This is a genomic window from Tsukamurella paurometabola (genome assembly GCF_900631615.1).
Classification (GTDB): Bacteria; Actinomycetota; Actinomycetes; order Mycobacteriales; family Mycobacteriaceae; genus Tsukamurella; species Tsukamurella paurometabola_A.
In genome coordinates this window covers 2,010,082-2,036,738 of the sequence record NZ_LR131273.1, presented here as the reverse complement: position 1 = coordinate 2,036,738, position 26,657 = coordinate 2,010,082, and the positions used below count along the sequence as shown (strand labels likewise).

The 26,657-nt window shown below is 70.3% G+C and carries 29 protein-coding genes and 1 tRNA gene; 19 read left to right on the top strand and 11 right to left on the bottom strand.

The genetic code is table 11. The features are described from left to right. The 4 genes from hsaB to hsaA form a co-directional block, all read right to left on the bottom strand. On the bottom strand, positions 1-573 hold the full coding sequence (hsaB, locus tag ELY19_RS10180) for a 3-hydroxy-9,10-secoandrosta-1,3,5(10)-triene-9,17-dione monooxygenase reductase subunit (RefSeq protein WP_126196084.1): 573 nt from the start codon (positions 571-573) through the stop codon (positions 1-3). After that, the gene (hsaC, locus tag ELY19_RS10175; RefSeq protein ID WP_126196083.1) at positions 573-1,478 is read right to left on the bottom strand and encodes an iron-dependent extradiol dioxygenase HsaC; all 906 of its coding nucleotides are present in this window, start codon (positions 1,476-1,478) and stop codon (positions 573-575) included. Before hsaC ends, hsaB begins: the two co-directional genes overlap by 1 nt. Before the next feature lie 17 nt (positions 1,479-1,495). After that, the gene (hsaD, locus tag ELY19_RS10170) at positions 1,496-2,299 is read right to left on the bottom strand and encodes a 4,5:9,10-diseco-3-hydroxy-5,9,17-trioxoandrosta-1(10),2-diene-4-oate hydrolase (protein WP_227967312.1); all 804 of its coding nucleotides are present in this window, start codon (positions 2,297-2,299) and stop codon (positions 1,496-1,498) included. A 95-nt stretch (positions 2,300-2,394) separates the two neighbouring features. After that, positions 2,395-3,570 carry a 3-hydroxy-9,10-secoandrosta-1,3,5(10)-triene-9,17-dione monooxygenase oxygenase subunit gene (hsaA, locus tag ELY19_RS10165; protein WP_126196081.1) on the bottom strand — a complete coding sequence of 392 codons (1,176 nt, stop codon included), beginning with the start codon at positions 3,568-3,570 and terminating at the stop codon, positions 2,395-2,397. A gap of 158 nt (positions 3,571-3,728) precedes the next feature. Between hsaA and ELY19_RS10160 the strand changes: the two genes are divergently transcribed. The 7 genes from ELY19_RS10160 (at position 3,729) to chsH3 (ending at position 11,258) form a co-directional block, all read left to right on the top strand. Beyond that, a complete protein-coding gene (locus tag ELY19_RS10160; RefSeq protein WP_126196080.1) occupies positions 3,729-5,192 on the top strand; it encodes an FAD-dependent oxidoreductase in 1,464 nt (487 codons plus the stop codon). 234 nt (positions 5,193-5,426) lie between these two features. Further along, entirely contained in the window at positions 5,427-5,870 is a 444-nt protein-coding gene (locus ELY19_RS23615) for a hypothetical protein (protein WP_197716011.1), read from the top strand. A 172-nt stretch (positions 5,871-6,042) separates the two neighbouring features. After that, on the top strand, positions 6,043-7,764 hold the full coding sequence (kstD, locus tag ELY19_RS10150; protein ID WP_126196079.1) for a 3-oxosteroid 1-dehydrogenase: 1,722 nt from the start codon (positions 6,043-6,045) through the stop codon (positions 7,762-7,764). Beyond that, positions 7,761-8,942, top strand: coding sequence for a 3-ketosteroid-9-alpha-monooxygenase, oxygenase component (locus ELY19_RS10145; protein WP_126196078.1), 1,182 nt, complete (start codon positions 7,761-7,763; stop codon positions 8,940-8,942). The genes kstD and ELY19_RS10145 overlap by 4 nt, the downstream gene beginning before the upstream one ends. A gap of 4 nt (positions 8,943-8,946) precedes the next feature. Further along, the gene (locus tag ELY19_RS10140) at positions 8,947-9,285 is read left to right on the top strand and encodes a hypothetical protein (protein ID WP_197716010.1); all 339 of its coding nucleotides are present in this window, start codon (positions 8,947-8,949) and stop codon (positions 9,283-9,285) included. After that, positions 9,282-10,370 carry a ferredoxin--NADP reductase gene (locus ELY19_RS10135; RefSeq protein WP_126196077.1) on the top strand — a complete coding sequence of 363 codons (1,089 nt, stop codon included), beginning with the start codon at positions 9,282-9,284 and terminating at the stop codon, positions 10,368-10,370. Before ELY19_RS10140 ends, ELY19_RS10135 begins: the two co-directional genes overlap by 4 nt. Positions 10,371-10,400: 30 nt before the next feature. Further along, positions 10,401-11,258, top strand: a complete 858-nt coding sequence (chsH3, locus tag ELY19_RS10130; protein ID WP_126196076.1) for an enoyl-CoA hydratase ChsH3 — start codon at positions 10,401-10,403, stop codon at positions 11,256-11,258. Between the two features lie 38 nt (positions 11,259-11,296). On the opposite strand, the gene ELY19_RS10125 is transcribed toward chsH3, so the two are convergent. Further along, positions 11,297-11,713 (bottom strand): nuclear transport factor 2 family protein, encoded by a 417-nt coding sequence (locus ELY19_RS10125; RefSeq protein WP_126196075.1) that lies wholly within the window; start codon positions 11,711-11,713, stop codon positions 11,297-11,299. 10 nt (positions 11,714-11,723) lie between these two features. After that, positions 11,724-12,590, bottom strand: coding sequence for a TIGR03619 family F420-dependent LLM class oxidoreductase (locus tag ELY19_RS10120; protein WP_126196074.1), 867 nt, complete (start codon positions 12,588-12,590; stop codon positions 11,724-11,726). A gap of 99 nt (positions 12,591-12,689) precedes the next feature. Here ELY19_RS10120 and ELY19_RS10115 point away from each other — a divergent pair, with 99 nt between their 5' ends. Genes ELY19_RS10115 through ELY19_RS10095 form a run of 5 tightly spaced genes read left to right on the top strand, consistent with a single transcriptional unit; the run spans position 12,690 to position 18,244 of the window. Next, complete coding sequence (locus tag ELY19_RS10115) at positions 12,690-14,969, top strand: acyl-CoA dehydrogenase family protein (protein WP_126196073.1); 2,280 nt, start codon at positions 12,690-12,692, stop codon at positions 14,967-14,969. Continuing rightward, complete coding sequence (locus ELY19_RS10110; protein WP_126196072.1) at positions 14,966-15,970, top strand: bifunctional MaoC family dehydratase N-terminal/OB-fold nucleic acid binding domain-containing protein; 1,005 nt, start codon at positions 14,966-14,968, stop codon at positions 15,968-15,970. Before ELY19_RS10115 ends, ELY19_RS10110 begins: the two co-directional genes overlap by 4 nt. Positions 15,971-16,028: 58 nt before the next feature. After that, the gene (locus ELY19_RS10105; protein WP_126196071.1) at positions 16,029-16,445 is read left to right on the top strand and encodes a MaoC family dehydratase; all 417 of its coding nucleotides are present in this window, start codon (positions 16,029-16,031) and stop codon (positions 16,443-16,445) included. Continuing rightward, positions 16,442-17,614: a lipid-transfer protein gene (locus ELY19_RS10100; protein WP_126196070.1), complete on the top strand. Its 1,173-nt coding sequence runs from the start codon at positions 16,442-16,444 to the stop codon at positions 17,612-17,614. The genes ELY19_RS10105 and ELY19_RS10100 overlap by 4 nt, the downstream gene beginning before the upstream one ends. Positions 17,615-17,617: 3 nt before the next feature. Continuing rightward, positions 17,618-18,244, top strand: a complete 627-nt coding sequence (locus tag ELY19_RS10095) for a PaaI family thioesterase (protein ID WP_126196069.1) — start codon at positions 17,618-17,620, stop codon at positions 18,242-18,244. A 64-nt stretch (positions 18,245-18,308) separates the two neighbouring features. Here ELY19_RS10095 and ELY19_RS10090 read toward each other — a convergent pair whose 3' ends face one another. Continuing rightward, the gene (locus tag ELY19_RS10090; protein WP_126196068.1) at positions 18,309-19,046 is read right to left on the bottom strand and encodes a hypothetical protein; all 738 of its coding nucleotides are present in this window, start codon (positions 19,044-19,046) and stop codon (positions 18,309-18,311) included. Between the two features lie 159 nt (positions 19,047-19,205). Next, entirely contained in the window at positions 19,206-19,688 is a 483-nt protein-coding gene (locus ELY19_RS10085) for an SgcJ/EcaC family oxidoreductase (protein WP_126196067.1), read from the bottom strand. A 275-nt stretch (positions 19,689-19,963) separates the two neighbouring features. Between ELY19_RS10085 and ELY19_RS10080 the strand changes: the two genes are divergently transcribed. From ELY19_RS10080 to ELY19_RS10055, 6 genes are all read left to right on the top strand, one after another. After that, complete coding sequence (locus ELY19_RS10080) at positions 19,964-20,884, top strand: SPFH domain-containing protein (RefSeq protein WP_126196066.1); 921 nt, start codon at positions 19,964-19,966, stop codon at positions 20,882-20,884. Further along, complete coding sequence (locus ELY19_RS10075; protein ID WP_126196065.1) at positions 20,884-21,159, top strand: type II toxin-antitoxin system antitoxin; 276 nt, start codon at positions 20,884-20,886, stop codon at positions 21,157-21,159. The genes ELY19_RS10080 and ELY19_RS10075 overlap by 1 nt, the downstream gene beginning before the upstream one ends. Positions 21,160-21,225: 66 nt before the next feature. After that, complete coding sequence (locus tag ELY19_RS10070; protein ID WP_126196064.1) at positions 21,226-22,215, top strand: ABC transporter substrate-binding protein; 990 nt, start codon at positions 21,226-21,228, stop codon at positions 22,213-22,215. 67 nt (positions 22,216-22,282) lie between these two features. Continuing rightward, complete coding sequence (locus ELY19_RS10065; RefSeq protein ID WP_126196063.1) at positions 22,283-22,642, top strand: hypothetical protein; 360 nt, start codon at positions 22,283-22,285, stop codon at positions 22,640-22,642. Beyond that, positions 22,639-23,139 carry a DinB family protein gene (locus ELY19_RS10060; RefSeq protein ID WP_126196062.1) on the top strand — a complete coding sequence of 167 codons (501 nt, stop codon included), beginning with the start codon at positions 22,639-22,641 and terminating at the stop codon, positions 23,137-23,139. The genes ELY19_RS10065 and ELY19_RS10060 overlap by 4 nt, the downstream gene beginning before the upstream one ends. A gap of 70 nt (positions 23,140-23,209) precedes the next feature. Next, positions 23,210-23,285: transfer RNA gene (locus tag ELY19_RS10055), tRNA-Thr, on the top strand. Between the two features lie 23 nt (positions 23,286-23,308). On the opposite strand, the gene ELY19_RS10050 is transcribed toward ELY19_RS10055, so the two are convergent. The 3 genes from ELY19_RS10050 to ELY19_RS10040 are packed head-to-tail and all read right to left on the bottom strand — an operon-like array spanning position 23,309 to position 25,292. Continuing rightward, complete coding sequence (locus ELY19_RS10050; RefSeq protein WP_126196061.1) at positions 23,309-23,683, bottom strand: inorganic pyrophosphatase; 375 nt, start codon at positions 23,681-23,683, stop codon at positions 23,309-23,311. A gap of 34 nt (positions 23,684-23,717) precedes the next feature. After that, the gene (locus tag ELY19_RS10045; protein ID WP_126196060.1) at positions 23,718-24,296 is read right to left on the bottom strand and encodes a hypothetical protein; all 579 of its coding nucleotides are present in this window, start codon (positions 24,294-24,296) and stop codon (positions 23,718-23,720) included. 30 nt (positions 24,297-24,326) lie between these two features. Then, the gene (locus tag ELY19_RS10040; RefSeq protein ID WP_126196059.1) at positions 24,327-25,292 is read right to left on the bottom strand and encodes an arsenic resistance protein; all 966 of its coding nucleotides are present in this window, start codon (positions 25,290-25,292) and stop codon (positions 24,327-24,329) included. Between the two features lie 43 nt (positions 25,293-25,335). Between ELY19_RS10040 and ELY19_RS10035 the strand changes: the two genes are divergently transcribed. Further along, positions 25,336-26,571, top strand: coding sequence for a PucR family transcriptional regulator (locus ELY19_RS10035; RefSeq protein ID WP_126196058.1), 1,236 nt, complete (start codon positions 25,336-25,338; stop codon positions 26,569-26,571). The last annotated feature ends 86 nt before the right edge of the window (positions 26,572-26,657 follow it).

Genomic DNA, 26,657 nt, shown 5'->3' with positions numbered 1-26,657 from the left:
CTACATCCAGTCGTCGCCGACGGGCCACGTGAGGAACGCGTCGAGCGAGAGGGCGCGCGGGATGGCCTCGCCCGGGTCGGTCACCGTCTGGGTGTAGCGCCCCTTGTAGAAGAGGAGGGGACGCCCGGCGTTCGGCGCACTGAGCTCGAGCACCCTGCCGATCACGATGTGGTGGTCGCCGCCGTCGTGCACCGTCTCCACGGCGCAGTCGATCCAGCTGAGCGCGCCATCGAGCAGTGGAGACCCGCTGCGCGAGGGCTTCCAGTCGACCGCCCCGAACTTGTCGGGATGGCGGGAGCCGAAGACGGAGCTGACGTCCTGCTGGCCCTCGCCGAGCACGTTGACGGCGAACCGTCCGGAACGCTCGATGGTGCGCCACGCCCCCGAGGTCTTCATCGGGCAGAACAGGACCAGCGGCGGATCGAGCGACAGCGCCGAGAACGACTGGCAGGCGAACCCTGCTGGGCCCCCCTCGTCCGCGGCCGTGATCACCGTGACGCCGGTGCAGAAGTGGCCCATCGCGGTGCGGTAGTCGAGCGGTTCGATGGGCGCGGGCGCCGACTGCGTGGTCATCACTGCTCCTTGAAGCCGATGGAGAAGTCGTGACCCCAGAGGCTGACCGCGGTGGATTCCCGCGCGATCCAATCGTCGTTGTCGACTTCGAGTCCCTCGCAGCCGAATTCGATGTCGAAGCCGCCGGGGGTCTTCATGTAGAACGAGAGCATCTTGTCGTTGATGTGCCTGCCGAGCGTCGCGGACATCTTGACCTTCTTGCGGTTCGCGCGGTCGAGGCACAGCCCCACGTCGTCGGAGTTCTCCACCTCGACCATGAGGTGGACGATCCCGGTCGGATTCGGCAGCGGCAGGAAGGCGAGCGCGTGGTGACGCGGGTTGCAGCCGTAGAAGCGGAGCCACGCCGGGTCGCCGTCCGCGGGACGCCCCACCATCTGCGGGGGCAGGCGCATCGAGTCGCGGAGCCGGAAGCCGAGCACTCCCTGGTAGAACTCCTGCGCCGCAGCATCGTCCGTGCAGGTGAGTACGACGTGCCCGAGGCCCTGTTCGCCCGTGACGAACCGGTGCCCGTAGGGGCTGACGAACCGGCGCCCCAGGTACTGCGCGCCGTGGAAGGCCTCGAGCGTGTTCCCCGACGGGTCACGGAAGCGGATCAGCCCCTCGACGCGGCGCTCGGCCTTCTCCTCCGTGGTGCCCTCCTCGAAGGCGACGCCCGCCGCCGTGAGGGTGTCCCGGAGCTCCTGCAGCCCGAGGGCGTCGGTGACCTCCCAGCCGGAGACCAGGAGCCGGTCCTTCTCCCCCGGCACGATCACCAGACGGGCAGCGAAGTCGTCCATGCGCAGGTAGAGGGAATCGGGGTCGTTACCCGTGCCCTCCATCATCCCGAGCACCTTGAGGCCGTACTCGCGCCAGGCCGCCATGTCGGTGGCCTCGATGCGCATGTACCCGAGCGCCTTGATCGCCATGTACGTGCTACTTCCTTTCAGCCGGCCAGGAAATCGGCCGTGAGCCGGTTGAACTCGTCGAACTTCTCCAGCTGCGCCCAGTGGCCGCACTGCCCGAAGACGTGCAGCTGCGCCCGCGGGATCTGCTTGAGCGCGAGGAGGGCCCCGTCGAGCGGGTTGACCCGGTCCTCCCGGCCCCAGATCATGAGCACGGGCTGGCGCAGCTTGTAGGCGTCGCGCCAGAGCATGCCCTTCTCGTAGTCCGCGGAGGCGAAGGACTTGCCCATCGCCTTGAACGCCGCGATCGCGTCCGGATCGAGGGCGAGCTCGAAGCGCTCCTCGACGAGTTCGGGCGTGATCATCTTCTGGTCGAAGACCATGATCCGCAGGAAGTCCTCGAGCCGCTCCTTGCTCGGCGCGGCGTAGAACTTCTGCAGCGTGCGCAGCCCCTCCGTGGGATCGGGCGCGAAGGTGTTCACGCTGAGGCCACCCGGCCCCATGAGGACGAGCCGCCCCGCCCGCTCCGGGAAGTCCAGGGCGAACCGCACCGAGGTACCACCGCCGAGCGAATTACCCACCAGGTGCACGCGTTCGGTGATCCCGAGGGTATCGAGCAGCCCCGCGAGCGCGGTCGCGCTGTGCACGAAGTACTGCGGGTGCTCGGTGGGCTTGTCCGACCGGCCGAAGCCCGGCTGGTCGACGGCGAGTACGTGGAAGCGCTGGGCCAGCACCGGGATGTTGCGCCCGAAGTTGCTCCACGAGGAGACGCCCGGGCCGCTGCCGTGCAGCAGCACTACCGTGCCGTTGGCCCGGTTCTCCTCGCCCGCCTCGTGGTAGTGCAGCGTGAGCCCCGCTGCGGTGGTGGCGAACTTCCCCTCCTTGAGGACGTCGCCCGAGTGCGGAGCACGGCCGGGAGCCGAGTCGACGTCTGTCACGGCTAGACCATCCCGTCCATCACGGGCAGACCGAACTCGCCGGTGCCGAACATCTTGTAGGCGCGCTCGGGGTCGTTCGCGGCGTGCACGCGGCCCGCGTGCGCGTCGCGCCAGAACCGCTGGATCGGCGTGCCCTCCGCCAGCGCACGGCCGCCCGAGTTCTCGAACATGCGGTCCACGGCGAAGATCGCCCGCTCCGTGCCGCGCACCTGGTCGCGGCGGACCTTGAGGCGCAGATTGAACGGGATCTTCTCGCCGGCCTGCACGAGCGCGTACTCCTCGTTGATGTTCGAGATCAGCTGAAGCCAGGCTGCATCGATCTCGCTGCCGGCCTCGGCGACGCGGACCATGGCGAACGGGTCCTCCTTCGCGGACTCGCCGGCGTAGGCGGCGCGCACACGCTTGCGCTGGTGCTCCACGTGGGCGTCGTACGCGCCCTGCGCCATCCCGATGATCGGGGCGGTGATCGTGGACGGGTGCACCGAACCGAACGGCAGCTTGTAGAGCGGGCTGGTGTTGACCTCCTGACCGGGCCCCTTGCACTTGCTCACCAGCTGGAAGCTGAGCGCGCGGTGCTCGGGGACGAAGACGTCGTCGACCACGATGTCGTTACTGCCGGTGCCGCGGAGGCCGACGGTGCGCCACACGTCGTTGATCGTGTAGTCGCTGATCGGCACGAGGTAGGTCAGGAAGTCGACGGGCTTGCCGTCCTTGAAGGCGGGGCCGCCGAGCAGCGCCCAGGTGCCGTGGTCGCAGCCGGAGGAGAAGCTCCACTTGCCGGAGAGGCGGTAGCCGCCCTCGACGATCTCCGACTTGCCCATCGGGGCGTAGGAGGAGGAGATGAGCGTGTCCTGGTCCTCGCCCCACACCTCCTGCTGAGCACGGTCGTCGAACAGGGCGACGTTCCACGGGTGGATGCCGAGGATCGAGGCGACCCACCCCGTGGAGCCGCAGGCACCGGCCAGCATCTTGACGGCGGTGTAGAAGTCCACCGGATCGGCCTCGAAGCCCCCGTAGCGCTTGGGCTGCAACAGGCGGAAGAATCCGCTCTTCTGCAGCGCCTTGATGGATTCGGCCGGGATCCGGCGCGCATCCTCGGTCTCCTGCGCCCGGTCCCGGAGGGTGGGCAGTAGGTCCGCCACCTCAGCCAGCACCGCGTCGACGCTCTGATCGCTCATCTTTCCTCGCCTCCTGAAGACCCTCTGACGAACACCGGAGTCCGTCGCTGGATCGATACTAGAACACGTTCTCATTTTCTGACGCGAAACGCTACATCAAAGGTCAGGATCCGCATATCTTCCTGATGCAACCGGTTACGAGAAGCCCGAGGAGAACCATGCGCGAGAGCCGTCGCCCCGTGCCCGTCGCCGACGTCCCGAACTGGAACATCGAGGCCGACGTGGTCATCGCCGGATACGGCATCGCGGGGGTGTGCGCCGCGATCGAGGCGGCCCGCACAGGCGCCGACGTCCTGGTCCTGGACCGCGCCGGCGGATGGGGCGGCGCCGCCGCCCTCTCCGGCGGATGGATCTATCTCGGGGGCGGGACTCCGCTCCAGCGCGCTCTCGGCTTCGAGGACAGCGCGGAGAACATGGAGACCTTCCTGACCGCCGCACTCGGACCGGGTGTCGACGCGGCCAAGATCCACGCCTACGCACACGGCAGCACCGAGCACTACGACTGGCTGACCGGCTGCGGCGTGGTCTTCAAGGAGGAGTTCTGGGGCGAGCCGGGGTGGGAGGTGCCCCACGACGAGGGGCTCGGCTACTCCGGCGGAGAGAACGCCGCGCCGTTCTCCTCGCTCGCCACCCCGGCACCCCGCGGCCACGTCCCCCAGATGGCGGACAAGCGGACCGGCGTGCGCGGAGCCGGCTACATGCTGATGAAACCCCTGGTCGAGACCGCTGAGGCCCTCGGCGTACGCGCCGAGTACGACATCCGCGCGCGAGCGCTGGTCACCGACCCCGACGGCCGGGTCGAGGGCCTCGTCGCCCGACGGTTCGGCACCGATCTCCACGTGCGCGCCCGCCGCGGGGTGGTTCTCGCGACCGGCAGTTTCGCGTACAACACGGCGATGATCGAGGCCTACGCGCCCCGCCTGATCGGCCGGCCGGCCGCCGCGATCGAGGAGCACGACGGGGCCGGGATCCTCATGGCGCAGGCCGCGGGCGCGGCGCTGGCGCACATGGACGCCACCGAGGTCGCCTTCTTCGGCGATCCACAGATGCTGGCCCGCGGAATCCTGGTCAACGGTCGCGGCCAGCGGTTCATCGCCGAGGACACCTACGGCGGGCGGATCGGGCAGGCGGTGCTGATCCAGCAGGAGAACACCGCCTTCCTGGTCATGGACATGGCGGCGCACGAGGAGGCCCTGGCGACCAAGACGTCGACGCCCTACTTCCGGCAGCCGCCGACCTGGGCCGCGGAGACCGTGGCGGAGCTCGAATCCGACATGGGCCTGCCGGACGGGTCGCTGACGGGCACCGTCGAGACCTACAACCGGCACGCCGCGCACCGCACCGATCCCCTGCTGCACAAGAAGGCGCAATGGGTGCGCCCACTGGACGGCCCCGTCGCCGCGTGGGACATGCGCGGTTTCACCGCGGGATTCACCCTGGGCGGGTTGCGCACGGACGTCGATTCCCGGGTCCTGCACGTCGATGGCACTCCGATCCCGGGCCTCTTCGCGGCGGGCCGGTGCACGTCCGGGGTCTGCGCGGGCGGGTACGCGAGCGGCACGAGCCTCGGCGACGGCAGCTTCTTCGGTCGGCGAGCGGGCATCTCCGCCGCAACCGGATAGGTGTTCGTTTTGCAGTGACCGCGCGAGGAGCGAGGGCTCGACCAGCGTATCGACGCCGTCACCGCCCCTCCGTCGATTCACCCCCGTGCAGGATTGCTGTGACAGCGAACTCGGTGTGCGGCAACCACACTCGAATCCCACCGCCTTCCCCGGCGGCACACCCGGCTGCGAAGATGGACGCATGACTGCGACACCGTCAGCCGCGCCCGCGACCGACCGGAACGGAGGCGCGGCATGACCCACCGGGCGACCCCCTCGAGTTCCACGCGCATCGGCGGCTTCACCGGCCGCGTGCTCGCCATCGCCGCCGCGACCGCGCTGTGCGTGGCCGCCATCGCGGTGACCGTGAGCATGTGCAGCGGACCGTCCACCGACCCGGAGCCCGTGATGGCACCGTCGGGTTCGATCCCGTCGACCGAGACCACGCCGATCAGCACCACCTCGCCCCCGGCGCCCTCGAGCTCCGACCCCACGAGCGCCCCCGTGTCGCCGAGCACCGCACCGCCGCCGCCGACGACGACGACCACGGTCGCGCCGGCCGCCCCCACGACCACGCCCGCACGCACCGCGCCACGGACCACGACGACCGCCCCCGCGAAGCCGCGGTGCACCCCGCAGTCGAAGTGGGTCTTCCGCCCGAGCACCGGTACCTACGAGCGGATCACCATCCCCTGCTGACCGCCTGAGGATCGCACGCACCGGCCGCGCCGCCGCACGGGCGCCGCGGCCGATCACAGCCGAACCCTGGCAAGTGGAACCTGTTCTAGTCTATGCTGCACTTGTAGCGCGTACCTGCTGCCCATCGGCGCAGGTGAGGCTAGAGAACTTGTTTCATCAGCGAGGAGAGTCCATGACGGCGGAGACCACCGAGTACGACGTGATCGTGGTGGGGAGCGGTGCGGCGGGCATGACCGCCGCGCTCAAGGCTGCGGACGCCGGACTCAGCGTCCTGGTCGTGGAGAAGGCGGCGCACTACGGCGGGTCCACGGCCCGCTCCGGCGGCGGCGTCTGGGTCCCCGGCAACGAAGCGCTCGTGAAGGCCGGCATCAAGGACACTCCCGACGAGGCCCGCAGGTACTTGCACGCCATCATCGGCGACGTGGTCCCCGCCGAGCGGATCGACACCTACATCGACCGCGGCCCCGAGGTCATCTCGATGGTGCACCGGATGAGCCCGCTGGAGCTGACCTGGGTGCCGGGCTACTCCGACTACTACCCGGAGGCGCCGGGCGGCCGCGCGCACGGCCGCTCGTGTGAGCCGAAGCCGTTCGACGGCAACCAGCTGGGCGAGGAGCTGAAGAACCTCGAACCCGACTACACCAAGGCCCCCATGAACCTGGTGGTCACGCAGGCCGACTTCAAGTGGCTCAACCTGATCATGCGCCACCCGAAGGGCATCGTGCGCGCGCTGCGCGTCGGTGGCCGCTTCTACGCCGCCAAGGCGCGCGGCAAGCACCTGCTCGGCCGCGGCCAGGCGCTCATCGCCGCGCTCCGCGTCGGACTGCAGCGCGCGAACGTCCCGCTGTGGCTGAACACGTCGCTCGTCGGGCTCACCGAGGAGGACGGCCGGATCACCGGGGTCACCGTGGAGCGGGAGGGCGAGCAGCTGCGACTCACCGCTCGGCGTGGCGTGATCCTCGCCGCCGGCGGCTTCGAGTCCAGCGCGGAGATGCGGGCCCAGTACCAGCGCCAGCCCATCGGCACCGAGTGGACCAACGGTGTGCCCGCCAACACCGGAGACGCGATCCGCGCGGGCGCAGCCGTCGGCGGCGCCCTCGAGTTCATGGACGACGCGTGGTGGGGCCCCTCCATCCAGCTCCCGAAGATGGCGTGGTTCGCGCTGTCCGAGCGCTCGCTCCCGGGCAGCGTCATGGTGAACACCGCCGGCGAGCGCTTCGTCAACGAGTCCGCGCCCTACGTCGAGGCGGTGCACGCCATGTACGGCGGCGAGTACGGCCAGGGTGAGGGACCGGGCGAGAACGTCCCGTGCTGGCTGGTCTTCGATCAGCGCTACCGGAACCGGTACATGTTCGCCGGCCAACCGCCGCGCCAGCCGCTGCCCAAGCGCTGGTTCGAATCGGGCAACATGGTCCGCGCGAACAGCCTGGCGGAACTGGCCGAGAAGATGAACGTTCCCGCGGAGGCCCTGACCGCCACCGTCGAGAAGTTCAACGGCTTCGCCCGTGCCGGGCGGGACGAGGACTTCCACCGCGGCGAGAGCGCCTACGACGCCTACTACGGCGATCCGCGGAACAAGCCGAATCCCAGTCTCGCGGAATTGACCACCGGGCCGTTCTACGCTGCCCGTATGGTCCCCGGCGATCTCGGTACGAAGGGCGGCCTGCGCACCGATGTCGCGGGCCGGGTCCAGCGCGCCGACGGCACCGTCATCGACGGCCTGTACGCCGCCGGCAACACCAGCTCGCCCGTCATGGGCCACACGTACGCGGGGCCCGGCGCCACCATCGGCCCCGCCATGGTCTTCGCCTACCTCGCGGTCGAGGACATGGCCGGCAAGGAATCAGCCCCCGCGGCGGCAGCCCCCGCCCGCGCGGAAGAGGAGATCGCATGAGCACCAACACCGAGACGGCAGCCCGCCTCATCGACAGCGGCACCGCCCCCACCCGGTACGCCCGGGGATGGCACTGCCTGGGCCTGCTGAAGGACTTCGCCGACGGCGAGCCCCACGCCGTCCAGGCCTTCGGCACCAAGCTCGTGGTCTTCGCGGGCGAGGACGGGAAGGTCAACGTCCTCGACGGCTACTGCCGCCACATGGGGGGAGACCTCACGCAGGGCACGGTCAAGGGCAACGAGATCGCCTGCCCGTTCCACGACTGGCGCTGGGGCGGCGACGGCAAGTGCAAGGCCATCCCGTACGCCAAGCGCGTGCCGCTGCGCGCCCGCACCCGGACCTGGCCCACGATGATCGAGAACGACCAGCTCTTCGTCTGGCACGACGTGGAGGGCTCCAAGCCCCCGGAGGAACTCGCCATCCCGAGGATCGACGGTGACGTCGACGGGCCCGAGTGGTCGAACTGGGTGTGGAACGAGATCGTCATCGAGGGCAGCAACTGCCGGGAGATCGTCGACAACGTGGTCGACATGCCGCACTTCTTCTACATCCACTACGGCCTGCCCACGTACTTCAAGAACGTCTTCGACGGGCACATCGCGTCGCAGTACCTGGATACCAAGGGCCGCAACGACGTCACCGACATCGGGCTCTCCGGCGGCGACGACGTGCTGCTCAAGTCCGAGGCGCACTACTTCGGGCCGTCGTACATGATCAACTACCTGCACAACGACTACAAGGGTTTCCAGATCGAGAACGTCCTGATCAACTGCCACTACCCGATCGATCAGCACTCGTTCAAGCTCATGTACGGCGTGAAGGTCAAGAAGCTGCCCGGCTTCGATGACGAGAAGTCGGACTACCTGGCCGGCAAGTTCGCCAAGAACGTCGGCCTCGGCTTCCTGCAGGACGTCGAGATCTGGAAGAACAAGACCCGCATCGACAACCCCCTCCTGTGCGAGGAGGACGGGCCCGTCTACCAGCTCCGCCGCTGGTACGAGCAGTTCTACGTCGACAGCGCCGACGTCACCGAGGACATGACGCAGCGCTTCGAATTCGAGATCGACACCACCCACGCCGTCGAGGCCTGGGAGGCCGAGGTGGCGGAGAACATCGCGCGCCAGGAATCCGAGAAGGCGTCCGCGCAGGCCTCCTCCGACGAGACGGCGAAGGCCTGAGCCCATGTCCCCCACGGTGACGATGTTCGGCGAGCCGGTCACGGTGCCGTCGACGGTGACCGACCGCGAGGGCTTCCTGACCGACGGATTCACCCCGCACAGCTGCGGCACCTGCGGCGTCGCGGTGCAGGTCCGCAAGAACAGCCGGGAGCAGACGTCGATCCAGTGGTGCGGTTCCGCGCGCGAGTGCGCGGTCTTCGCCGCCGACGGTGCCGGGTCCGCCCTGCGACCCACCTGCCCGCGGCTCATGGAATCGATCACGCGCGCCGCCAAACTCGGCGAGGTGCCCGTCCCGACGGACGCCACCCCGCCGGACACCGACCAGGAGAATCTGACCACGTGAGCATCCACCGCCTACTCGTCGCCAAGGTGGTCGCGGAGACGCACGACGCGCACTCCATCGAGTTCGAGGTGCCCCCCGAGCTGGCGGAGACGTTCACCTACAAGCCGGGGCAGTTCCTCACGCTGCGCGTGCCGAGCGAGCAGACCGGCTCGGTGGCACGGTGCTACTCGCTGTGCAGTGCGCCGCACGACGGCGGCCCGCTGCGGGTGGCCGTCAAACGCACCGCGGACGGATACGCATCGAACTGGCTGTGCGACAACGCCACCCCCGGCATGGAGATCGACGTGCTGGTGCCCGCGGGCATCTTCACACCGAAGTCGGTCGACGTCGACATGCTGCTGTTCGCCGGCGGCAGCGGCATCACGCCCATCCTCTCGATCCTGCGCTCGGTGCTCGAGACCGGCACCGGGTCCGTCGCGCTGATCTACGCCAACCGGGATGCGCAGTCGGTCATCTTCGCCTCCGCGCTCGCCGAGCTGACCCGGACGTACCCGGAGCGGCTCGTCGTGGTGCACTGGCTCGAATCGGTGCAGGGCCTGCCCAGCGCCGCGAACCTCGCCGCGCTCGCCGCGCCCTACACCTCCCGCGAGGTCTTCGTCTGCGGCCCGGGGCCGTTCATGGACGCGGTCTCCGAGGCCATGACCTCGCTCGGGAAGGGCCGTCGCGAGGTGCACATCGAGAAGTTCCGCTCCCTGCCGCGCAACCCGTTCGAGGTGGAGGCCGCGCAGGAGGAGGCGGAGGAGAAGGCCGCGATCGCCGAGGCGGAGGACCTCCCCGAGCCCACCGCCGATACCCGCGCGCCCGCGGACGACGGGGGTACCGTCACCGTCGAGCTGGACGGCACGACGACCGAACTCGCCTGGCCCGCCGAGAAGAAGCTGCTCGACGTGATGCTCGAAGCCGGCATCGACGCGCCCTACTCGTGCCGCGAGGGCGCGTGCAGCGCCTGCGCCTGCCGCCTCGTCGACGGGAAGGTCGAGCTCGCCCACAACGAGGTGCTCGACCAGGAGGACCTCGACGACGGGCTCATCCTGGCCTGCCAATCGATGCGCCGCACGCAGACCGTGCACATCACCTACGAATAGCCCCACCAGACCTACCGCCTAGGGAGATCCATGCCCATCGACCCGTCGGTCGCGATCGGTGCCGAGCTCGGCGCCGCCGAATTCTCCTGGAGCACCTCGGACGTGCTGCTCTACCAGCTGGCCCTGGGCGCGGGCGCCGACCCGCTCGCCGCCCGCGAGCTGCGGTACGCCACGGAGCAGGACACCGTCGTGCTGCCGACCTTCGCCACGGTGGCGCAGAACTTCCACGCCACCGAGCCGCCGAAGGTCTCGTTCCCCGGCGTCGAGATCGACCTCGCCAAAGTGGTGCACGGCAGCCAGTCGGTCACGGCGCACCGCCCCCTGCCGGCGTCCGGCACCGCCACCGCGCGGACCCGGATCAGCGACGTGCACGACAAGGGCAAGGCGGCCGTCATCTGGCAGGAGACCGAGGTCGTCGACGGGGCCGGCGAACCGCTGTGGACCGCCCGGTCGTCCATCTTCGCGCGCGGCGAAGGCGGATTCGGCGGCGAGCGCGGACCGTCGGAGCGGATCGAGCTACCGGCCCGGGACGCCGATGTCACCGTCGACGTGCCGACCCTGCCCCAGCAGGCGCTGCTCTACCGGCTGTGCGGCGACCGCAACCCGCTGCACTCGGATCCCGCGTTCGCCCGGGCCGCCGGCTTCTACGCGCCGATCCTGCACGGGCTGTGCACCTACGGGATCGTCGCCAAGTCCGTGACCGATGCGGTGCTCGACGGCGACGCCTCCGCGGTGGGCTCGTGGTCGGCGAAGTTCGCGGGGATCATGCTCCCGGGCGAGACACTGCGCGTGCGGATCTGGCGCGACGGCGATCGGCACCTGGTGACCGCGGAGTCGGTGGAGCGCTCCGCCCCCGTGCTCGCGGACGCGGTGTTCACCGCACGCTGAGCCCAGCGCCGGATACCGGGGCGCGGCCGGCATCGTGCTCAGGAGTCGACAGGGCGGGCGGTGGCCATGGCGCGATCGACCTCCCAGAAGGCGCGCAGCGCCACGATCTTCCCCGCGTCGTCGACCTTGTAGGTGAACACGCCCTCCGCGTCGATGACGTGCCCGCCGATCACGGTGCGGATGAGCCCGGTGAACGCCACCTCGTCACCGCAGGCGAAGCCGTCGTCGAACAGGAACTCCAGGGATTCCGCAACGCCGATCGTCTTGTCGTAGAACGCCGCGATCTCCTCCCGGCCGTGATGCCCCTTGCCCTCGGGATCGAAGCCCGAGGGGCCGACGGGGTCCTCGACCACGCCGTCGGCGGCGAACAGATCGAGCCACTCGTTCTTACGGCGGCCGCTCGCGGCGGCCTGTGAGGCGCGGCCCGCCAGGACGGCGGGGTGATCGTCTTTCATCGGAAGCCTCCTAGAACTTGCTGATGACGGAATCGGCGTAGCGGCGCAAGTGGTCGATCTTCGGCTGCAACGGCTCGGTGTCCGGGCCCACCTGATAGGGCAGCCGGAAGCCGACGATCACGTCGGTGACGCCCTTGTCCTCGAGCCGCTTGATGCCGTCGACCGTGTAGGCGTCCAACGAGATCACGTGGATCTCGAACTCCTTCTTGTCGTGCTCCGCGCGCAGCTCGTCGATCCGCGCGAGCATCCGATCGAGTTCCTCGCCGTCGCCGCCGGCGTGCATCCACCCGTCGCACAACCGCACCGCGCGGCGCAGCGCGGCGTCGGCGTGGCCCCCGACCAGGATCGGCAGCGGCTCCGTGGGCACCGGGGCGATCTTGATCGACGGGATGTCGAAGAATTCGCCGTGGTACTCGAAGTACTCGCCGGTCGAGAGCCCCTTGATGATCTCGATGCACTCGTCCATCCGCTTGCCACGGCGCTCGAAGGGCACCCCCATGATCTCGAAATCCTCCGGCCACGGGCTGATCCCGACGCCGAGCGAGAAGCGGTTCCCGCTCATCGAGGCGAGCGAGGCCGCCTGCTTCGCGACGAGCACCGGCGGCCGGATCGGCAGCTTGAGCACGAACGGGGTGAAGCGGAGGGTCGTCGTGGACGCCGCGAGCGCCGAGGCGAGCACGAAGGTCTCGACGAATTCCTTGCCGTCGAGGAACTCCCTGCTCCCGTCGGGCGTGTAGGGGTACTTCGAGTCGGAGACCTCGGGATACGCGATGCTGTCGGCGACGCACATGCTGTGGTAGCCGGCCTCCTCCGCAGCCTGCGCGAGCGGGACGTAGTACGACGGATCCGTCATCGCCTCGGCGTACGTGAATCGCATGGTCACCCTTTCGTCGAACTGCTTGCGAGCGTTCACTCCACTTGCTAAAAATAGAACACGTTTCACCGTTTGTACGCGGTATCGAGATCAGGAGTGCGCGTGGACTTCCGTCCGGACGAGAACCAGGTGGCCGTCGCCGGCCTCGCGGCCGACGTGCTGGGGCACGCCGCCGCGCGCGAGAGCGGAGGCGCCGACACCGGGGACGCCTGGCGCACGACCTGGGCGGACCTCGCCCGGGCCGACCTCCTCGGCCTCCCGGCACCCGAGAGCCTGGGCGGCGCCGGGCTCGGCGCCGAGGAGGTCGCCGCGGTGCTCACCGAGGCCGGCCGGCTCGCGATCGGCGCCCCGGTGCTCCCCGCACTCGCGCTGGGCATCCTGCCCGTCGCGGCGCACGGCACCGTCGCGCAGCGCGAGCGGCTGCTCCCCGGCGCCCTGACCGGCGACGACCTGATCGTGGGTGCACTCGGAGAGGCCGGGGCCGCCGTGCCCGCAGCACCGTCGACCCGCGCAGTGCGCACCGCGAGCGGCTGGGCCCTCACCGGCCGGAAGGTGGCCGTCGGCTACGCACAGCACGCCGCGCATCTGCTGGTCAGCGCCGCCACCGACGACGGCGCCGCCGTCTTCGTGGTGCCCGCGTCCGCGCCCGGCGTCACCGTCGTGCCGAGCCCCACCTCGGCCGGGACGCCCGAGGGCACCGTCGACCTCGCGGGCGTCGAGCTGCCCGCCGACGCCGTGCTCGGCGGATCGACCGACGGGACCGTCGCGCAGTTCGTCCGGGAGTGCGGGCTCACCGGTGCCGCCGCCGTCGCCGACGGTGCGCTCGCCGGCGCACTCGCGCTCACCGTCGACCACCTGCGTAAGCGCGAGCAGTTCGGGCGCCCACTGGGTGCCTTCCAAGCCGTGGCACAGCAGATCGCCGACGTCTACATCGCCTCCCGCACGCTGCACCTGGCCGCGGTCTCCGCCGCGTGGCGCGTCGGCACCGGCTCCCCCGCCGACGAGGCGACCGCGCTCGCGGCGCACTGGCTGGCCGCGGAGGCGCCGTCGGCCGTACGGACCTGCCATCACCTGCACGGCGGCATCGGGGTGGACGCGACGTACCCGCTGCACCGGTTCTACTCGACGATCAAGGACCTCACCCGCTTCGTCGGCGGCGTCCCGCAGACGGTGCGGGCGCTGGCGACCGCGCACCGCGACGACGCGACGAGCGCCGACGAGAACGGCCGCTTCCTCGCGCTGACCACCGCACAACGCGCCCTGCAGGCCGAGCTGCGCGACTACTTCTCGTCCCTCATGACGCCCGAGGAACGCAGCGCGATGCTGGTGCAGCGCCACGGGGACGTCTTCCGGGACGTGGTGCTGCGCATGGGCCGCGACGACCGCCTCGGCGTCGGCTGGCCCACCGAGTTCGGCGGGAAGGGCTTCGGGCCGATCGAGCAGTACCTGTTCGTCAACGAGGCCGCCCGCGCCGACGTCCAGCTCCCCTCGGTGACGCTGCAGACCGTCGGTCCGACGCTGCAGGCCTTCGGCACCGAGCAGCAGAAGGCGACGTTCCTGCCGAAGATCCTCTCGGGCGAAGTGCATTTCGCGATCGGCTACACGGAGCCGGAGGCGGGCACCGACCTCGCCTCGCTGCGCACCACGGCGGTCCGCGACGGCGACCACTACGTGGTGAACGGGCAGAAGATCTTCACCACCGGCGGCCACGACGCCGACTACGTGTGGATGGCCGTCCGCACCGACCCCGATGCGCCCAAGCACAAAGGCATCTCGATCCTCATCCTGGACACGAAGGACCCGGGCTACAGCTGGACGCCGATCATCACCGCCGACGGCGCGCACCACGTGAACGCCACCTACTACAACGACGTCCGGGTGCCGGTGGACATGCTCGTCGGCGCGGAGAACGAGGGCTGGAAGCTCATCACCACACAGCTCAACCACGAGCGGGTGATGCTCGGCCCGTCGGGCCGGATCGGCGCGCTGTACGACCGGGTGGACGCCTGGGCCCACGAGCAGGAGCTCCTGGGAGAACCCGACGTCGCCGAGGCGCTCGCCCGAGTGCGCGCGGCGGAGCTCATCAACGAGCTGCTCAACTGGCAGGTCGCGGCGGCGGAGGCCGGCGGGCCCGTCGACGTCGCCGACGCCTCGGCCACCAAGGTCTTCGGCTCCGACCGGATCCAGGGCCTCACCGCGCTGCTCGAGGAGACGGTCGGGACGCACGGCGATCCGGCGGATCCCGCCACGGCGGAGCTGCTGCACTGGCTCGACGTGCAGGCCAAGCGTCACCTCGTGCTCACCTTCGGCGGCGGCGTCAACGAGATCCAGCGCGAGCTCATCGCACTCATGGGCCTGCAACTGCCGCGGGTGCCCCGATGAGCGCCCCGGACACGACCGCGGACACGACTGCGGCCGTGCTGGCGGCGGCGGAACGCATCCGCGCGCTCGGCGAGTCCGCGCCGCGCGCCGGGCGCGATCCGGTGAACCAACCCATGATCAACAACTGGACCGAGGCCATCGGCGACACCAACCCGCTGTACTCGGACGCCGCGTTCGCGGAGCAGTCGGTGTTCGGCGGGCCGGTGGCGCCGCCCGCGATGGCACAGGTGTGGTCGATGCGAGGCCTGCACGGCGAGCGCGCCGACGACGACCCGCTCGGCCTCATGACCGCCGCCCTCGACGAACTCGGCTTCACCTCCGTGGTCGCCACCAACTCGGACCAGACCTACCACCGGCACGTGCGGCCCGGCGAGGAGATCACCGCGTCGTCGCGGCTCGAGGACGTGGTGGGCCCCAAGAAGACCGGGCTCGGCGAAGGCTGGTTCTTCACCACCCGCACGCTGTGGCGCGTCGGCGACGAGGTGGTCGCCGAGATGATCTTCCGCATTCTCAAGTTCCGCCCGCCCGCCGCGGAACCACCCGATGCCCCCGAAGCCGTTGTGCCCGAAGCCGGGCCGAGCGGCCGCATCGTGGACGCCTCCGCCTACGCGGGTGGCGTACTGCGGCCGGTGATCTCGCGCGACACCGCCTTCTACTGGGAGGGCGCCAAGGCGGGCGAGCTGCGGATCCAACGCTGGGGCGAGACGCTCCGCCATCCGCCGGGCCCGATGGACCCGGGCGGCGACGTCGATCGAACCCCCGACTACGTGGTCTCCCCCGGCACCGGCACCGTCTTCAGCTTCGTGGTGCATCACCACCCCAAGGTCCCCGGCAAGCGCCTGCCGTTCGTGGTGGCGCTCGTGGAACTCGACGAGGGCGTGCGCGTACTCGGCGAGCTCATCGACGTGGACCCCGCGACCGTGCAGATCGGGATGCCCGTCCGAGCTGTGTTTCTGCGGGTCGATGATGATCTGACCCTGCCCGCCTGGGAGGCCCGGTGACGTACCCCCCTTCGCTCCGCGATGACGACGACCTGACCCTGCCCGCCTGGGAGGCCCGATGAGCTACCCCACCACCCTGCGCGCGGCGGCGGTCACCGTCGGCACCGCGCTGCCGCCCATGACGATCCACGCGAGCACCACCTTCGTGGCGACCACCGCCATCGCGACCCGCGACTTCCAGGACGTGCACCACGACCGCGACGCGGCCCACGCGCGCGGCAGCAAGGACATCTTCGTCAACATCCTCACCGACAACGGCCTGGTCCAGAAGTACGTGACCGACTGGGCGGGCCCGGAGGCCTTCGTGCGGAACATCTCCATCCGACTCGGCGCACCCTGCTACGCCGGCGACACCCTGCACTTCTCGGGCTCGGTCACCGCTGTCGACGGTGCCGCCGTCACCATCGCGGTGACGGCGAAGGACAGCCTGGGCGACCACATCTCGGGCACCGCGACCGTGGTGCTGCCGGCATGAGCGGGCTGAGCGGCAGGGCCGCGATCGCCGGCATCGGCGCCACCGAGTTCTCCAAGGACTCCGGCCGCAGCGAGCTGCGCCTGGCCGTCGAGTGCGTCCGTGCCGCACTGGACGACGCCGGGCTCACGCCGCAGGACGTGAACGGGCTGGTGACCTTCACCATGGACACCAACTCGGAGATCGCCGTGGCGCGCGAGCTGCGGATCCCCGAGCTGACGTTCTTCAGCCGCATCAACTTCGGCGGCGGCGCCGCCGCCGCCACGGTGCAGCAGGCGGCCATGGCCGTGGCGACCGGCGTCGCCGACGTGGTGGTGGCCTACCGCGCCTTCAACGAACGGTCCGGGCACCGCTTCGGGCAGGTCTCGAACGCCGCTGCGCAGCAGGTGAACACGAACGGCATCGACAACGCCTTCCACTACCCCGCCGGGATCGCCACCCCGGCGGCCACCGTCGCGATGGCGGCCCGGCGCTACATGCACGATTACGGCGCCACCAGCGAGGACTTCGGCCGCGTCGCCGTGCTCGACCGCGCGCGGGCCGCGACCAACCCGAAGGCCTGGTTCTTCGGCAAGCCGATCACGTTGGAGGAGCACCAGGCATCGCGCTACGTCGCAGAGCCGCTGCACCTGCTGGACTGCTGCCAGGAGTCGGACGGCGGCGTGGCGCTGGTGATCACGAGCGCCGAGCGGGCCCGCGACCTGAGGCGGACCCCGGCGGTGATCGCCGCGGCGGCACAGGGCAGCGGGCCCGATCAGTACGTAATGACGAGCTACTACCGCGACGGCCTCACCGGCCTGCCGGAGATGGGCGTCGTCGGCGGGCAACTGTGGGCCCAGGCGGGAATGGCACCGTCGGACATGGACCTGGCCGTGCTGTACGACCATTTCACCCCCTACGTGCTCATGCAGCTCGAGGAGCTCGGCTTCTGCGGGCGGGGCGAGGCCCCGTCGTACCTGGCGGCCGGGACCTGCGAACTCGACGGGGCCCTGCCGCTGAACCCGCACGGTGGACAACTCGGCGAGGCGTACATCCACGGGATGAACGGCATCGCCGAGGCCGTGCGACAGCTGCGCGGGACGGCGGCCAACCAGGTACCGGGCGCCGAGCGGGCCGTGGTCACCGCCGGGACCGGGGTTCCGACCAGCGGTTTGGTCCTGAGTAAGGTCTGACGGATGAGCGAGTCGGATGCGGACAAGGTGGACCTGCGGAGCGAGATCCCGCGCTTCAAAGAGGCCACGCCGCCGCCCGCGTTCGGCGAGTTCGTCGAGCACATGCGGCGGCTGCAGGACCTCGCGGTGAGCATCGACGCCCCCGACGAGGTGTACGCCGCCGCGCGCGATCGGGCCGCGGAACTGGTCGAACTGCTCGCGCCCTATCAGGCGCGCGAGGGCAACGGGCCCGCGAACCGCAGCATGTCGCTGCCCGGACGCGGCAGCCTGCTGATGCCGCCCTTCCGCGTCGAGAAGTTCGACGCGGAGTCCGTCGTCGCTCGCGGCGTGCTGCGGCGCTACCACCTGGGCGGCGGTGGCGTCGCCCACGGCGGCGTCCTGCCGCTGATCTTCGACGACAACTTCGGCAACGTGGTGTTCGCCGCGAAGCGGCCCATCAGCCGCACCGCGTACCTGCACGTCAACTACCGCAAGGTGACACCGCTCGACGTGCCGCTGGTGGTCGAGGGCACGGTCGACCGCGTGGACGGCCGCAAGACCTTCGTGACCGCGCGGCTCACCGAGGAGGACGGGACCCTGCTGGCGGACGCCGAGGGTCTCATGGTGCAGCTGCTCCCCGGCCAGCCCTGATCAGCACTCCCCGCACGAACGAACGGCGCGGCCCCGGAGGGCCGCGCCGTTTCGTGGTGCGCCGTTACTTGCCGGCGAGGGCGGCGTCCATGCCGCGCACGTCGCTGATCTTCCAGTCCTGCTTGGTGTCGATCGTCAGCGTGTAGGTGGCCGTCGAGGGGATGCCCTCGGGGCGCTGCGTGCTCTTGGTGATCATGTTGACGAAGACGTTGAGCGTGATCAGGCCGTCCTTGTTGGACGCGACGATGGTGCCGAGCGGCGTCGCGGTGGACTGCCACTGCAGCGGCACGACGACCTGCTCGAACTGCGTCGACGCCTCGCGGAGCTGGTTCGCGAGCTCGTCCGTGGTGCCGGCGGTGAGCGCGGTGCGCCACGCGCCGAGGTTCTGGTAGTCGATGGTGGCGGCGCCGATCGCGTACTTCTTCGCGATGTCCTCGGCGCGGGCGTTCGTCTCCTGCGTCTCGGTGACGGCGGCCACCTGATCGAGGGCGGCGTCCCGATCGGACTCGGCCGACTGCCAGAGGAAACCGAAGGCCGTGGCCGCCACCGCGAGGAGAACGAGGACGCCCGAGAGGCCGAGCATCATCGGGGTGACGACGATGCCGCGCGGAGCCGCCGCGTCGGACTTCTCCGCCGCCGGCCCGGGCCGCCCGCTCGGGGCGGATCTGGACGGCTTCGCGGTGGTGACCTTCGCCGTGGTCTCGGACGCCCCGGGCGTCCGCGCCTCGGACTCGGTCGCCGCGGCGCCGGTCTCGACCGCCTCATCGATCCGGTCGTCGGTGTCGGGCTGTGATGTCGCCATGGTGCTACCCCTCTCCCGCGGCGCCACCGGAAAAGCCCAGGCAGGACAACTCGACGCCCACGGTTCGTGGGCAGAACTGTAACACGTTCCAGTTTTGCGGAGGGGCGGTTTCGCGGGAACACCGAAACGGGCGGCGCCGCGCCGGACGCCGGGCGAACGCTACCCGGCGCGGCGCTCCTGCGCGGCCGGATCGTCGAAGACGGCCGTCGACTGGGCGGCCGCGATGCGCCAGGCGCCATCGTCCTTGGACAGCACGTACAGCGGCGCCGCGTCCGGGACCGCGGGATGCGGCGCACCGTCGGGACCGAGCGGCCGCACCCGCACGCTCACGGCGGCCACGTCCGGACGGATGAACAGCACCCGCTCCACGACGTAATCGGCGGCGCCGCGCGCCATCGAGCCGCTGACCGTGCGCGCGAGGAAGGCGTCGATCGCGGCGCGACCGTGCAGGCGACGGCCGTGGGCGGTGGTCCACACCGCGTCGTCGCGGAACAGGGAGCGCACGCGCGGGACACTGCCGGCGCGTTGCGCCTCGAGCACCTCGGCCACGAAGTCCACGATCGCCGTGGCGTCGCCGGGCGCGCCGTCGCCGAGGATGTCCGGAAGGTCGCGGGAGGGATCCCGCGCGAGGTCGTCAGCCATGCGTCCAGGCTCGCGTATCAACCCCGGTTGAGGTCAAGCCTTCGGTTCAGGCCGATTCGATCGGAAGCCCCTCGGAGCGCCGGTAGTACAGCTCGTTGACCAGGCGCATCAACAGCAGAACGCCCGTCACGATCAGCAGGAAGGTCATGTCTCGGAACGCTATTGCGCGTGCGTTCGGCCGGAAAGGGATGTTGACGGGTCCCTGACGCATCCTTGACATCGCGAAAGAAAAACTGATATCACTTAGTTAAGTGATATCAGAATAAGGAGGGGTGATGACAGGCATCGTTCAACCCGAGGACACGCAGGTGGCGATCACGGAGCGGTCGGCATGGCACGCCGGGGCGGGTGCCGCGGTGGCGGCGTTCTTCGGCTTCCTCACGCTCGTCGGCGGGGCCGTCGGCCTCGTGGTGCTGTCGATATCGGCGCAGACGCCCGCGCTGATCGTGGTGAGCGTGCTACTCGGCATCGCGGCGCTGCTGCTCATCAGCATGGTCGTGGTCGTCGCGCCCGGGCACACCCTCGTCGTGCAGCTCTTCGGCCGGTACGTTGGCACCGTCCGCACCCAGGGCCTCGGCCTCGTGCTGCCACTGACCAGCCGGCAACGGCTGTCGGTGCGCGTGCACAACTTCGAGACCGCGGAGCTCAAGGTCAACGACTCGACCGGCAACCCCGTGAACATCGCGTCGATCATCGTCTGGCAGGTCGCGGACACCGCCCGCGCCACCTTCGCGGTGGAGGACTACGAGGAGTTCATCGTCTCCCAGGCGGAGTCCGCTCTCCGACACGTGACCACCAGCCACCCGTACGACGCCGACGACGCGGTCGCCGGAGCGACCTCGCTGCGCGGATCGACCGATCAGGTCGCCGCGGAGCTGGCCGAGCAGGTCGCCGCCCGCGTCGAACTGGCCGGCCTGGAGATCCTCGAGGCCCGCATCTCGTCGCTGGCCTACGCCCCCGAGATCGCGCAGGCGATGCTGCAGCGGCAACAGGCCTCCGCGCTGCTCGCGGCGCGGGAGAAGATCGTCGAGGGTGCCGTCGCCATCGTCGAGAACGCGCTGACCCGGCTCGAGGCGAACGGCACCGTCGAGCTCGACGACGAGCGCCGCGCCGCGATGGTCTCGAACCTGCTGGTGGTGCTGTGCTCCGACAGCCGCACCACGCCCGTCGTGAACACGGGGAGCCTGTACAGCTAGTGGGCTCGACCGACTCCCCCGAGCGCCCCGCCGCGGGCGAGCGACCGGAGCGGGGCCGCAAGGCGGTCCCGCTCCGGATCGACCCCGAGGTGTACCGGGCGCTGGCCAAATGGGCCGCCGACGACCTGCGGAGCGTCAACGCGCAGATCGAGTTCCTGTTGCGCCGCGCGCTCGACGACGCCGGCCGCATGCCGGCGAAGGCACGTCCCATGCGGCGACCGGGACGGCCACCTGCAAACCCTGACCAGCGCTCATCATCGTTGCCCGACGAGTAAGGCCAGCGTAACCTTCCTTCTCGCGATCCTCGCGGTGCCCGCGGGGAGGAAGGAAACCGGAACCCCATGAAGCTCTCCCTGGCGCGCGTGACGCTCGCCGCGCTCACGATCGGCGCGCTCACGGCGTGCGGCAGCGGCGCACCGTCGGACACGGCGACCAGCAGCGCCACCGGCGGCGCCTTCCCGCGGACCGTCGACCACGCGATGGGTCGCACGACCATCCCCGGCCAGCCGCAGCGCGTCGCCGCGCTGGACGCCTCGTTCACCGACGCGACGCTCATGCTCGACACCAAGGTGGTCGCCTTCACCGAGTACAACACCCTGGGCAGCAAGCTCCCCGACTACCTCGGGGCGTCCGCGACGAACTACGGCGCCGAGGCGCAGAGCGTGGGCAAGCTGGCGGCACCGTCGCTCGAGAAGATCATCGCGACCAAGCCCGACCTCATCGTGAGCGCCAAGGTGCGGCACGCCAAGGAGTACGACCAGCTCTCCGGCATCGCACCGACGGTCTTCAGCGAGACCACCGGCCCGACGTGGAAGGACAACATCCGCCTGCTCGCGAAGGCCCTCGGCAAGGAGACCCTCGCCGACCAGCGCCTCGGCGAGTACGAGGCGCAGGCCCGTCGCGTCGGTGACGCGGTGAAGGCGAAGGCCGGGCCCGACACCACCATCTCCGTGGTCCGCTTCCTCGACGGTCCGACGCGCCTGTACGCGAAGAAGTCGTTCTCCGGCATCGTGCTGCAGGACGCCGGCCTCGCGCGGCCCGCGTCGCAGAACATCGACGAGTTCATGACCGAGATCAGCGCCGAACGCATCCCGTCGGCCGACGGCACGAAGATCTTCGTGACCACCAACGGCGACAAGGGCACCGACTCGCTCAACACCTACCGGCAGAACCCGCTGTGGGCACCGCTCGAACCGAAGACCGTGGAGGTCAAGGACGCCGAGTGGATGAGCGCCGTGAGCGTACAGGGCGCGTACCACATCCTCGCGGACATCGCGAAGGCCTTCGACGTGCCCGGTCCCGCGATCCCGGCATGGATGTCGGCGAAGTAGGCCGACGACACCCGGGCGGGCCGTCGGGCCGGGCGCGCGCGTCGCGCCCGGCCCGTAACATCTGGTCATGACGACGGTGCCGATCCTGGCCGAGTCGGGAATGAGTGAATGCGCACGGCTTCCCGAGGTTCCCGCGTGCAAGGAACTCAACGACGGCCTGTTCCTGATGCTCCTCCTGGTCATCGGGCTGCCCGCGCTCCTCGTCGCGATGGCCGTCTGGATCCTCGCCGCGCGCAGCGCGACGGCGTCGATCCGGCCCACCGCACTGTCGCCCGGACGGAAACGGGAGTGGAGCGCGGCGGCGTGGCTGATCCCCGTCATCGGGCCCGTCGCCTGGGGGATTCGGCAGGTCGCGGCGCCGGCGCCCCCGACACGCACCCCACCCGAGAGGGTGTGGTCACCGGAGCCCGAGGAGCGGTCGCAATGATCCAGCCGACGATCGAGCGCGCGGCCCTCGAAGCCACACTGCGCGAACAGTTCGACGTCTTTCTCGATGAGCACCGCGCACGGCTCGCCGCGACTCTCGACGGCCTGACCGATGACGAGGCGCGCGCATCGCTCGTCCCCTCCAAATCCACACTGTTGGGCCTGGTGAAGCACGCCGCATTCGTCGAACGGGTGTGGTTCGACGAGGCCTTCACCCGGCGCCCGCGCAGTGCGATCGGAATTCCCTCGACACCGGACGAGTCCTTCGACCTCCTCGACACCGACACGGTCGCGTCCGTGCTCGCCGACCATAGCCTCGCCTGCGCAGCGTCCCGACGCGCCGCGGCGACGGTGACCCTCGACGACGTGGTGACCGGAAACCGTCGCGGCCCGCTACCGGTGCGATGGATCTACCTCCACGTCCTGCGCGAGCTGGCACAACACCTCGGGCACGCGGACATCCTGCGGGAGCAGGTACTGGCGAAGCGGATCAGCTGAGCGGTGCATTTGGTGGTCGACGGGGCGGTCAGTACACTTGGTCCTCGGTCCTGCACCCGTGCGGGGCCACGCCGCCTTAGCTCAGTCGGTAGAGCGCTTCACTCGTAATGAAAAGGTCGGGGGTTCGATTCCCCCAGGCGGCTCCACACATGCAGGTCAGGCCGGGTTCTCACCCGGCCTGTTCTCGTTCCGGTGACCGGCGCACGAGCACGCCGCCGATCTCCAGAACCTCCGACACGAACGCCCGCGCCGCAACGATCTCGAGCGCGGAGCAGTCCAGGAGCACCTTCACTTCCACGTCACGCTTCGCCACGTCGGCGGTCAGCAGCACCCCGACCACTCCGAGCCCTTCCTCCACCCCCACGAAGACGTCGATGCCGTCGCCGTCGCCGCCCGTCGTGCCGTCGAGGTATCCGTAGTCGAGGGGATAGATCGCCTGCGGAACGCGGGGGTGCGCGGTTCCGGCGGGACGGTCGATGACGACCCTCGACGTGCCGACCAGTTCGTCGAGTGCTGCGAAGTACCTGTCGGATGTGCCGGTCATCGTCGGATCGTATGAGCTCGGCTCCGCGCTGGGCTCAGTCGATGAGGACGAGCCACCAGTCGTCGGACAGCTTCTCGCCCCGCACCTCTCCGCCGAACTCCGGGGCGCTCCCGTCCGGCCGGTACTCGAGCGTCGTGACACTGAAGCCGCCGCCGAAGATCGAGAACGTGACCACCCCGTCGGCCTTGTCCGTCCCGTACACCTCCTGCGAGCCGATCCGCCTCTTGCCGTACTCGTGGAATTCGGCGCGCGGATCCGCCAGGGTCGCACGGGCGGCGGCTGTGAGGCGAGGCTCGTCGTACGACCAACGGGCCTTCTGCGGTAAGCCTGTGACCGCTGCGGCGATACCGAACAGTCCGATCGCCGGGATGATCAGCAGGTGCCAGGAGAACCGCTTCCGCCGCCTCTCCCACGCCGCCAGGTAGACGATCCAGGCCACGATGAGTACGAATCCGACGAAGAGGGTGACCGGCAGCCACATGAATTCGGCGCCCGCGGTGAGGCCCCACAGCCAGGCCAATACCTCGATCGCGACGAGGACGGCCAGAACCGCGCCGACGACGCCGAGGGGCGTGACCCGCCGAGCCCTTGGCTGACCGGAATCCGCATCCATCACGTCAGAATAGCGATGGGCGAACCGCGACTAGCGGATCAGGCGCGGGATCAGACGGACGAACAGGACCATGACCACCAGCTCGACGAGGGTCTGGGTGACCACCACCAGCGGCGCCAGCGCGTAGGCAGAGGGCAGGGCGAGCACGAGCGGGAGGATCACCAGCGAGTTCCGCGTGACGCCGCTGAACACCACGCTCCGCCGGCTCGGCACGTCCAGGCCGGCGAGTCGGCCCGCGGCCGCGCCGACGGGCGTCATCACCGCCGCGAACAGCACGTACACCGGGACCGTGAGCAGCAGCGACGCGAGCTGGTCGCGCACGCCCGCGATCTGCGAGGCGACGACCACCGCGAGCGTGAGCACCATGATCGGCACCATCGCGCCGGCCACTCCCGCTGCCAGCGCAGCGCCCCATCGGGTCCGGGCCGCCGCCCACTGCGTCACCCCCGCGAGCAGCAGCGGCACCACGATCACCCACCCGAACGCCTCCGCGAACGGCCCGTACTCGACGGTCCGCACCACGTCGGCCCCGACGAACAGCCACAGGTACAGCGGCAGCAGCACCATCTGCACCAGCATGAGCAGCGGCGCGGCGGCGAGCAGCCGGTCCCGCGCGCCGCCCGCGAGGCCGCTGAACACGATCACGTAGTCGACGCACGGCGTGAGCAGCACGAACAGCACCCCCACGAGCAGCACCCGATCGTGCGCGACGAGCCGCGACAGTCCGAACACCACGACCGGCACCGCGACGAAGTTCACCGCCAGCACGGCGCCGAGGAAGCGCACGTCCCGCAGCGCGTCCCCCATCCGCGCGAACGGGATGCCGAGGAACGTCGCGTACAACAGGAGCGCGAGCACCGGGTTGATGACGGCCTCGGCGGGACCCGCCACCGTCGGGACGGCGAGCCCGAGGACCGCCCCGAGAACCAGTCCGGCGACGTACAGCGGGACCTGATGCGCCTCCGCCCAGCCGGCCGCCGTCCGCTCTCCCGTCACGCGCACACCCTAGTTCGGCACTCGGGTCAGTAGGGTTCCACTCATGGGTGCGCCGACGGAGCAGAGCTGGCCCGACCCCTCGGACCGGGTGAAGGAGCTGATCCGCCGCGCCGCGGAGTTCGCGAGCAACGCCCCCGAGGAGTGGGTGACCGCGCTGCAGGACGCCACGCTGACCGGGATCATCCTCTCCCCGATCGCCGCGGACCCGACCCTCGCGGAACTGGTCCGCAACTCCGACACCGCCGTCATGCTGCACTGGGCGACCCACAACCTCGCCCATCCGGGCCGCCGGGTGCCGCCCAACATCGACTCCGCCGACGCCCTCGCCGTCGCCCGGGACCTGGTCCGACGGGGCCTGGACCTGCACGGCATCGACACGTACCGCAAGGGCCTCAACACCGCCTGGACGCTGTGGATGAACGTCTGCTTCGAACTCACCGACGACCCCGCTGAACTGCGGGAACTCCTCGCGGTCACGTGGGCGTCGATGTCGACGTACGTCGACGACACCATCGACGCCATCACGCTCCGCATGGCCGGCGAACGCGAGCAACTGACCACCGGGACGAACGCGGACCGTCTGGCCGCGGTGTCGCTGATCCTCGAGGGCGCCCCGATCACCCGGCCCCGCGCCGAGCAACAACTCGGCTACCGGCTCACCGGGCCGCACACCGCGGCCGTCGTCTGGACCACCGGCGCGGTCGGCGACCTCGACGCCGCGGCCCACGCGCTGGCCCGGCGCGCCGGCACCCCGCGCCCGCTGACCGTCGTCGCGAGCGCATCGGCCCTGTGGCTGTGGCTGCCGGGCACCGTCGTGCTCGATTCCGGCGACCTGGCCCGCGAACTGGCCGACCACCCCGAGGTACGTGTCGCGATCGGGCGGCCCGGCGAGGACCTCGACGGGTTCCGGCGCAGCCACCTCGACGCCGGCACGACGCAGCGCCTCATGGCCCGGCTGCGCACCCGCCGCCGGGTCGCGCGCTACGACGACATCGCCCTGATCTCGCTGGTCACCAGCGACACCGGGAAGGCCGACGAGTTCGTCCGCGACACCCTGGGCGAGTTGCTCACCGCCGACCAGGAGACGCGCGAGACCGTCGCCGCGTACGTCGACGAGCAGTTCAACACCTCCCGCACCGCGGAGCGCCTGTACACCCACCGCAACACCGTGATCCGCCGTCTCACCAGGGCCGACGAGCTGCTGCCCCGTCCCCTCGCGGACAATCCCACCGGCGTGGCCGTCGCGCTCGACGTGCTGCGCTGGCTCGGGGACGCGTGACGATCTGCACCAGAGCGGGCGCCATCCGGGTGCATTCTGCGCTGGCCGCGAGGGCCCTCCGAGCGAGAGAGTAAGTCATCGGTTCT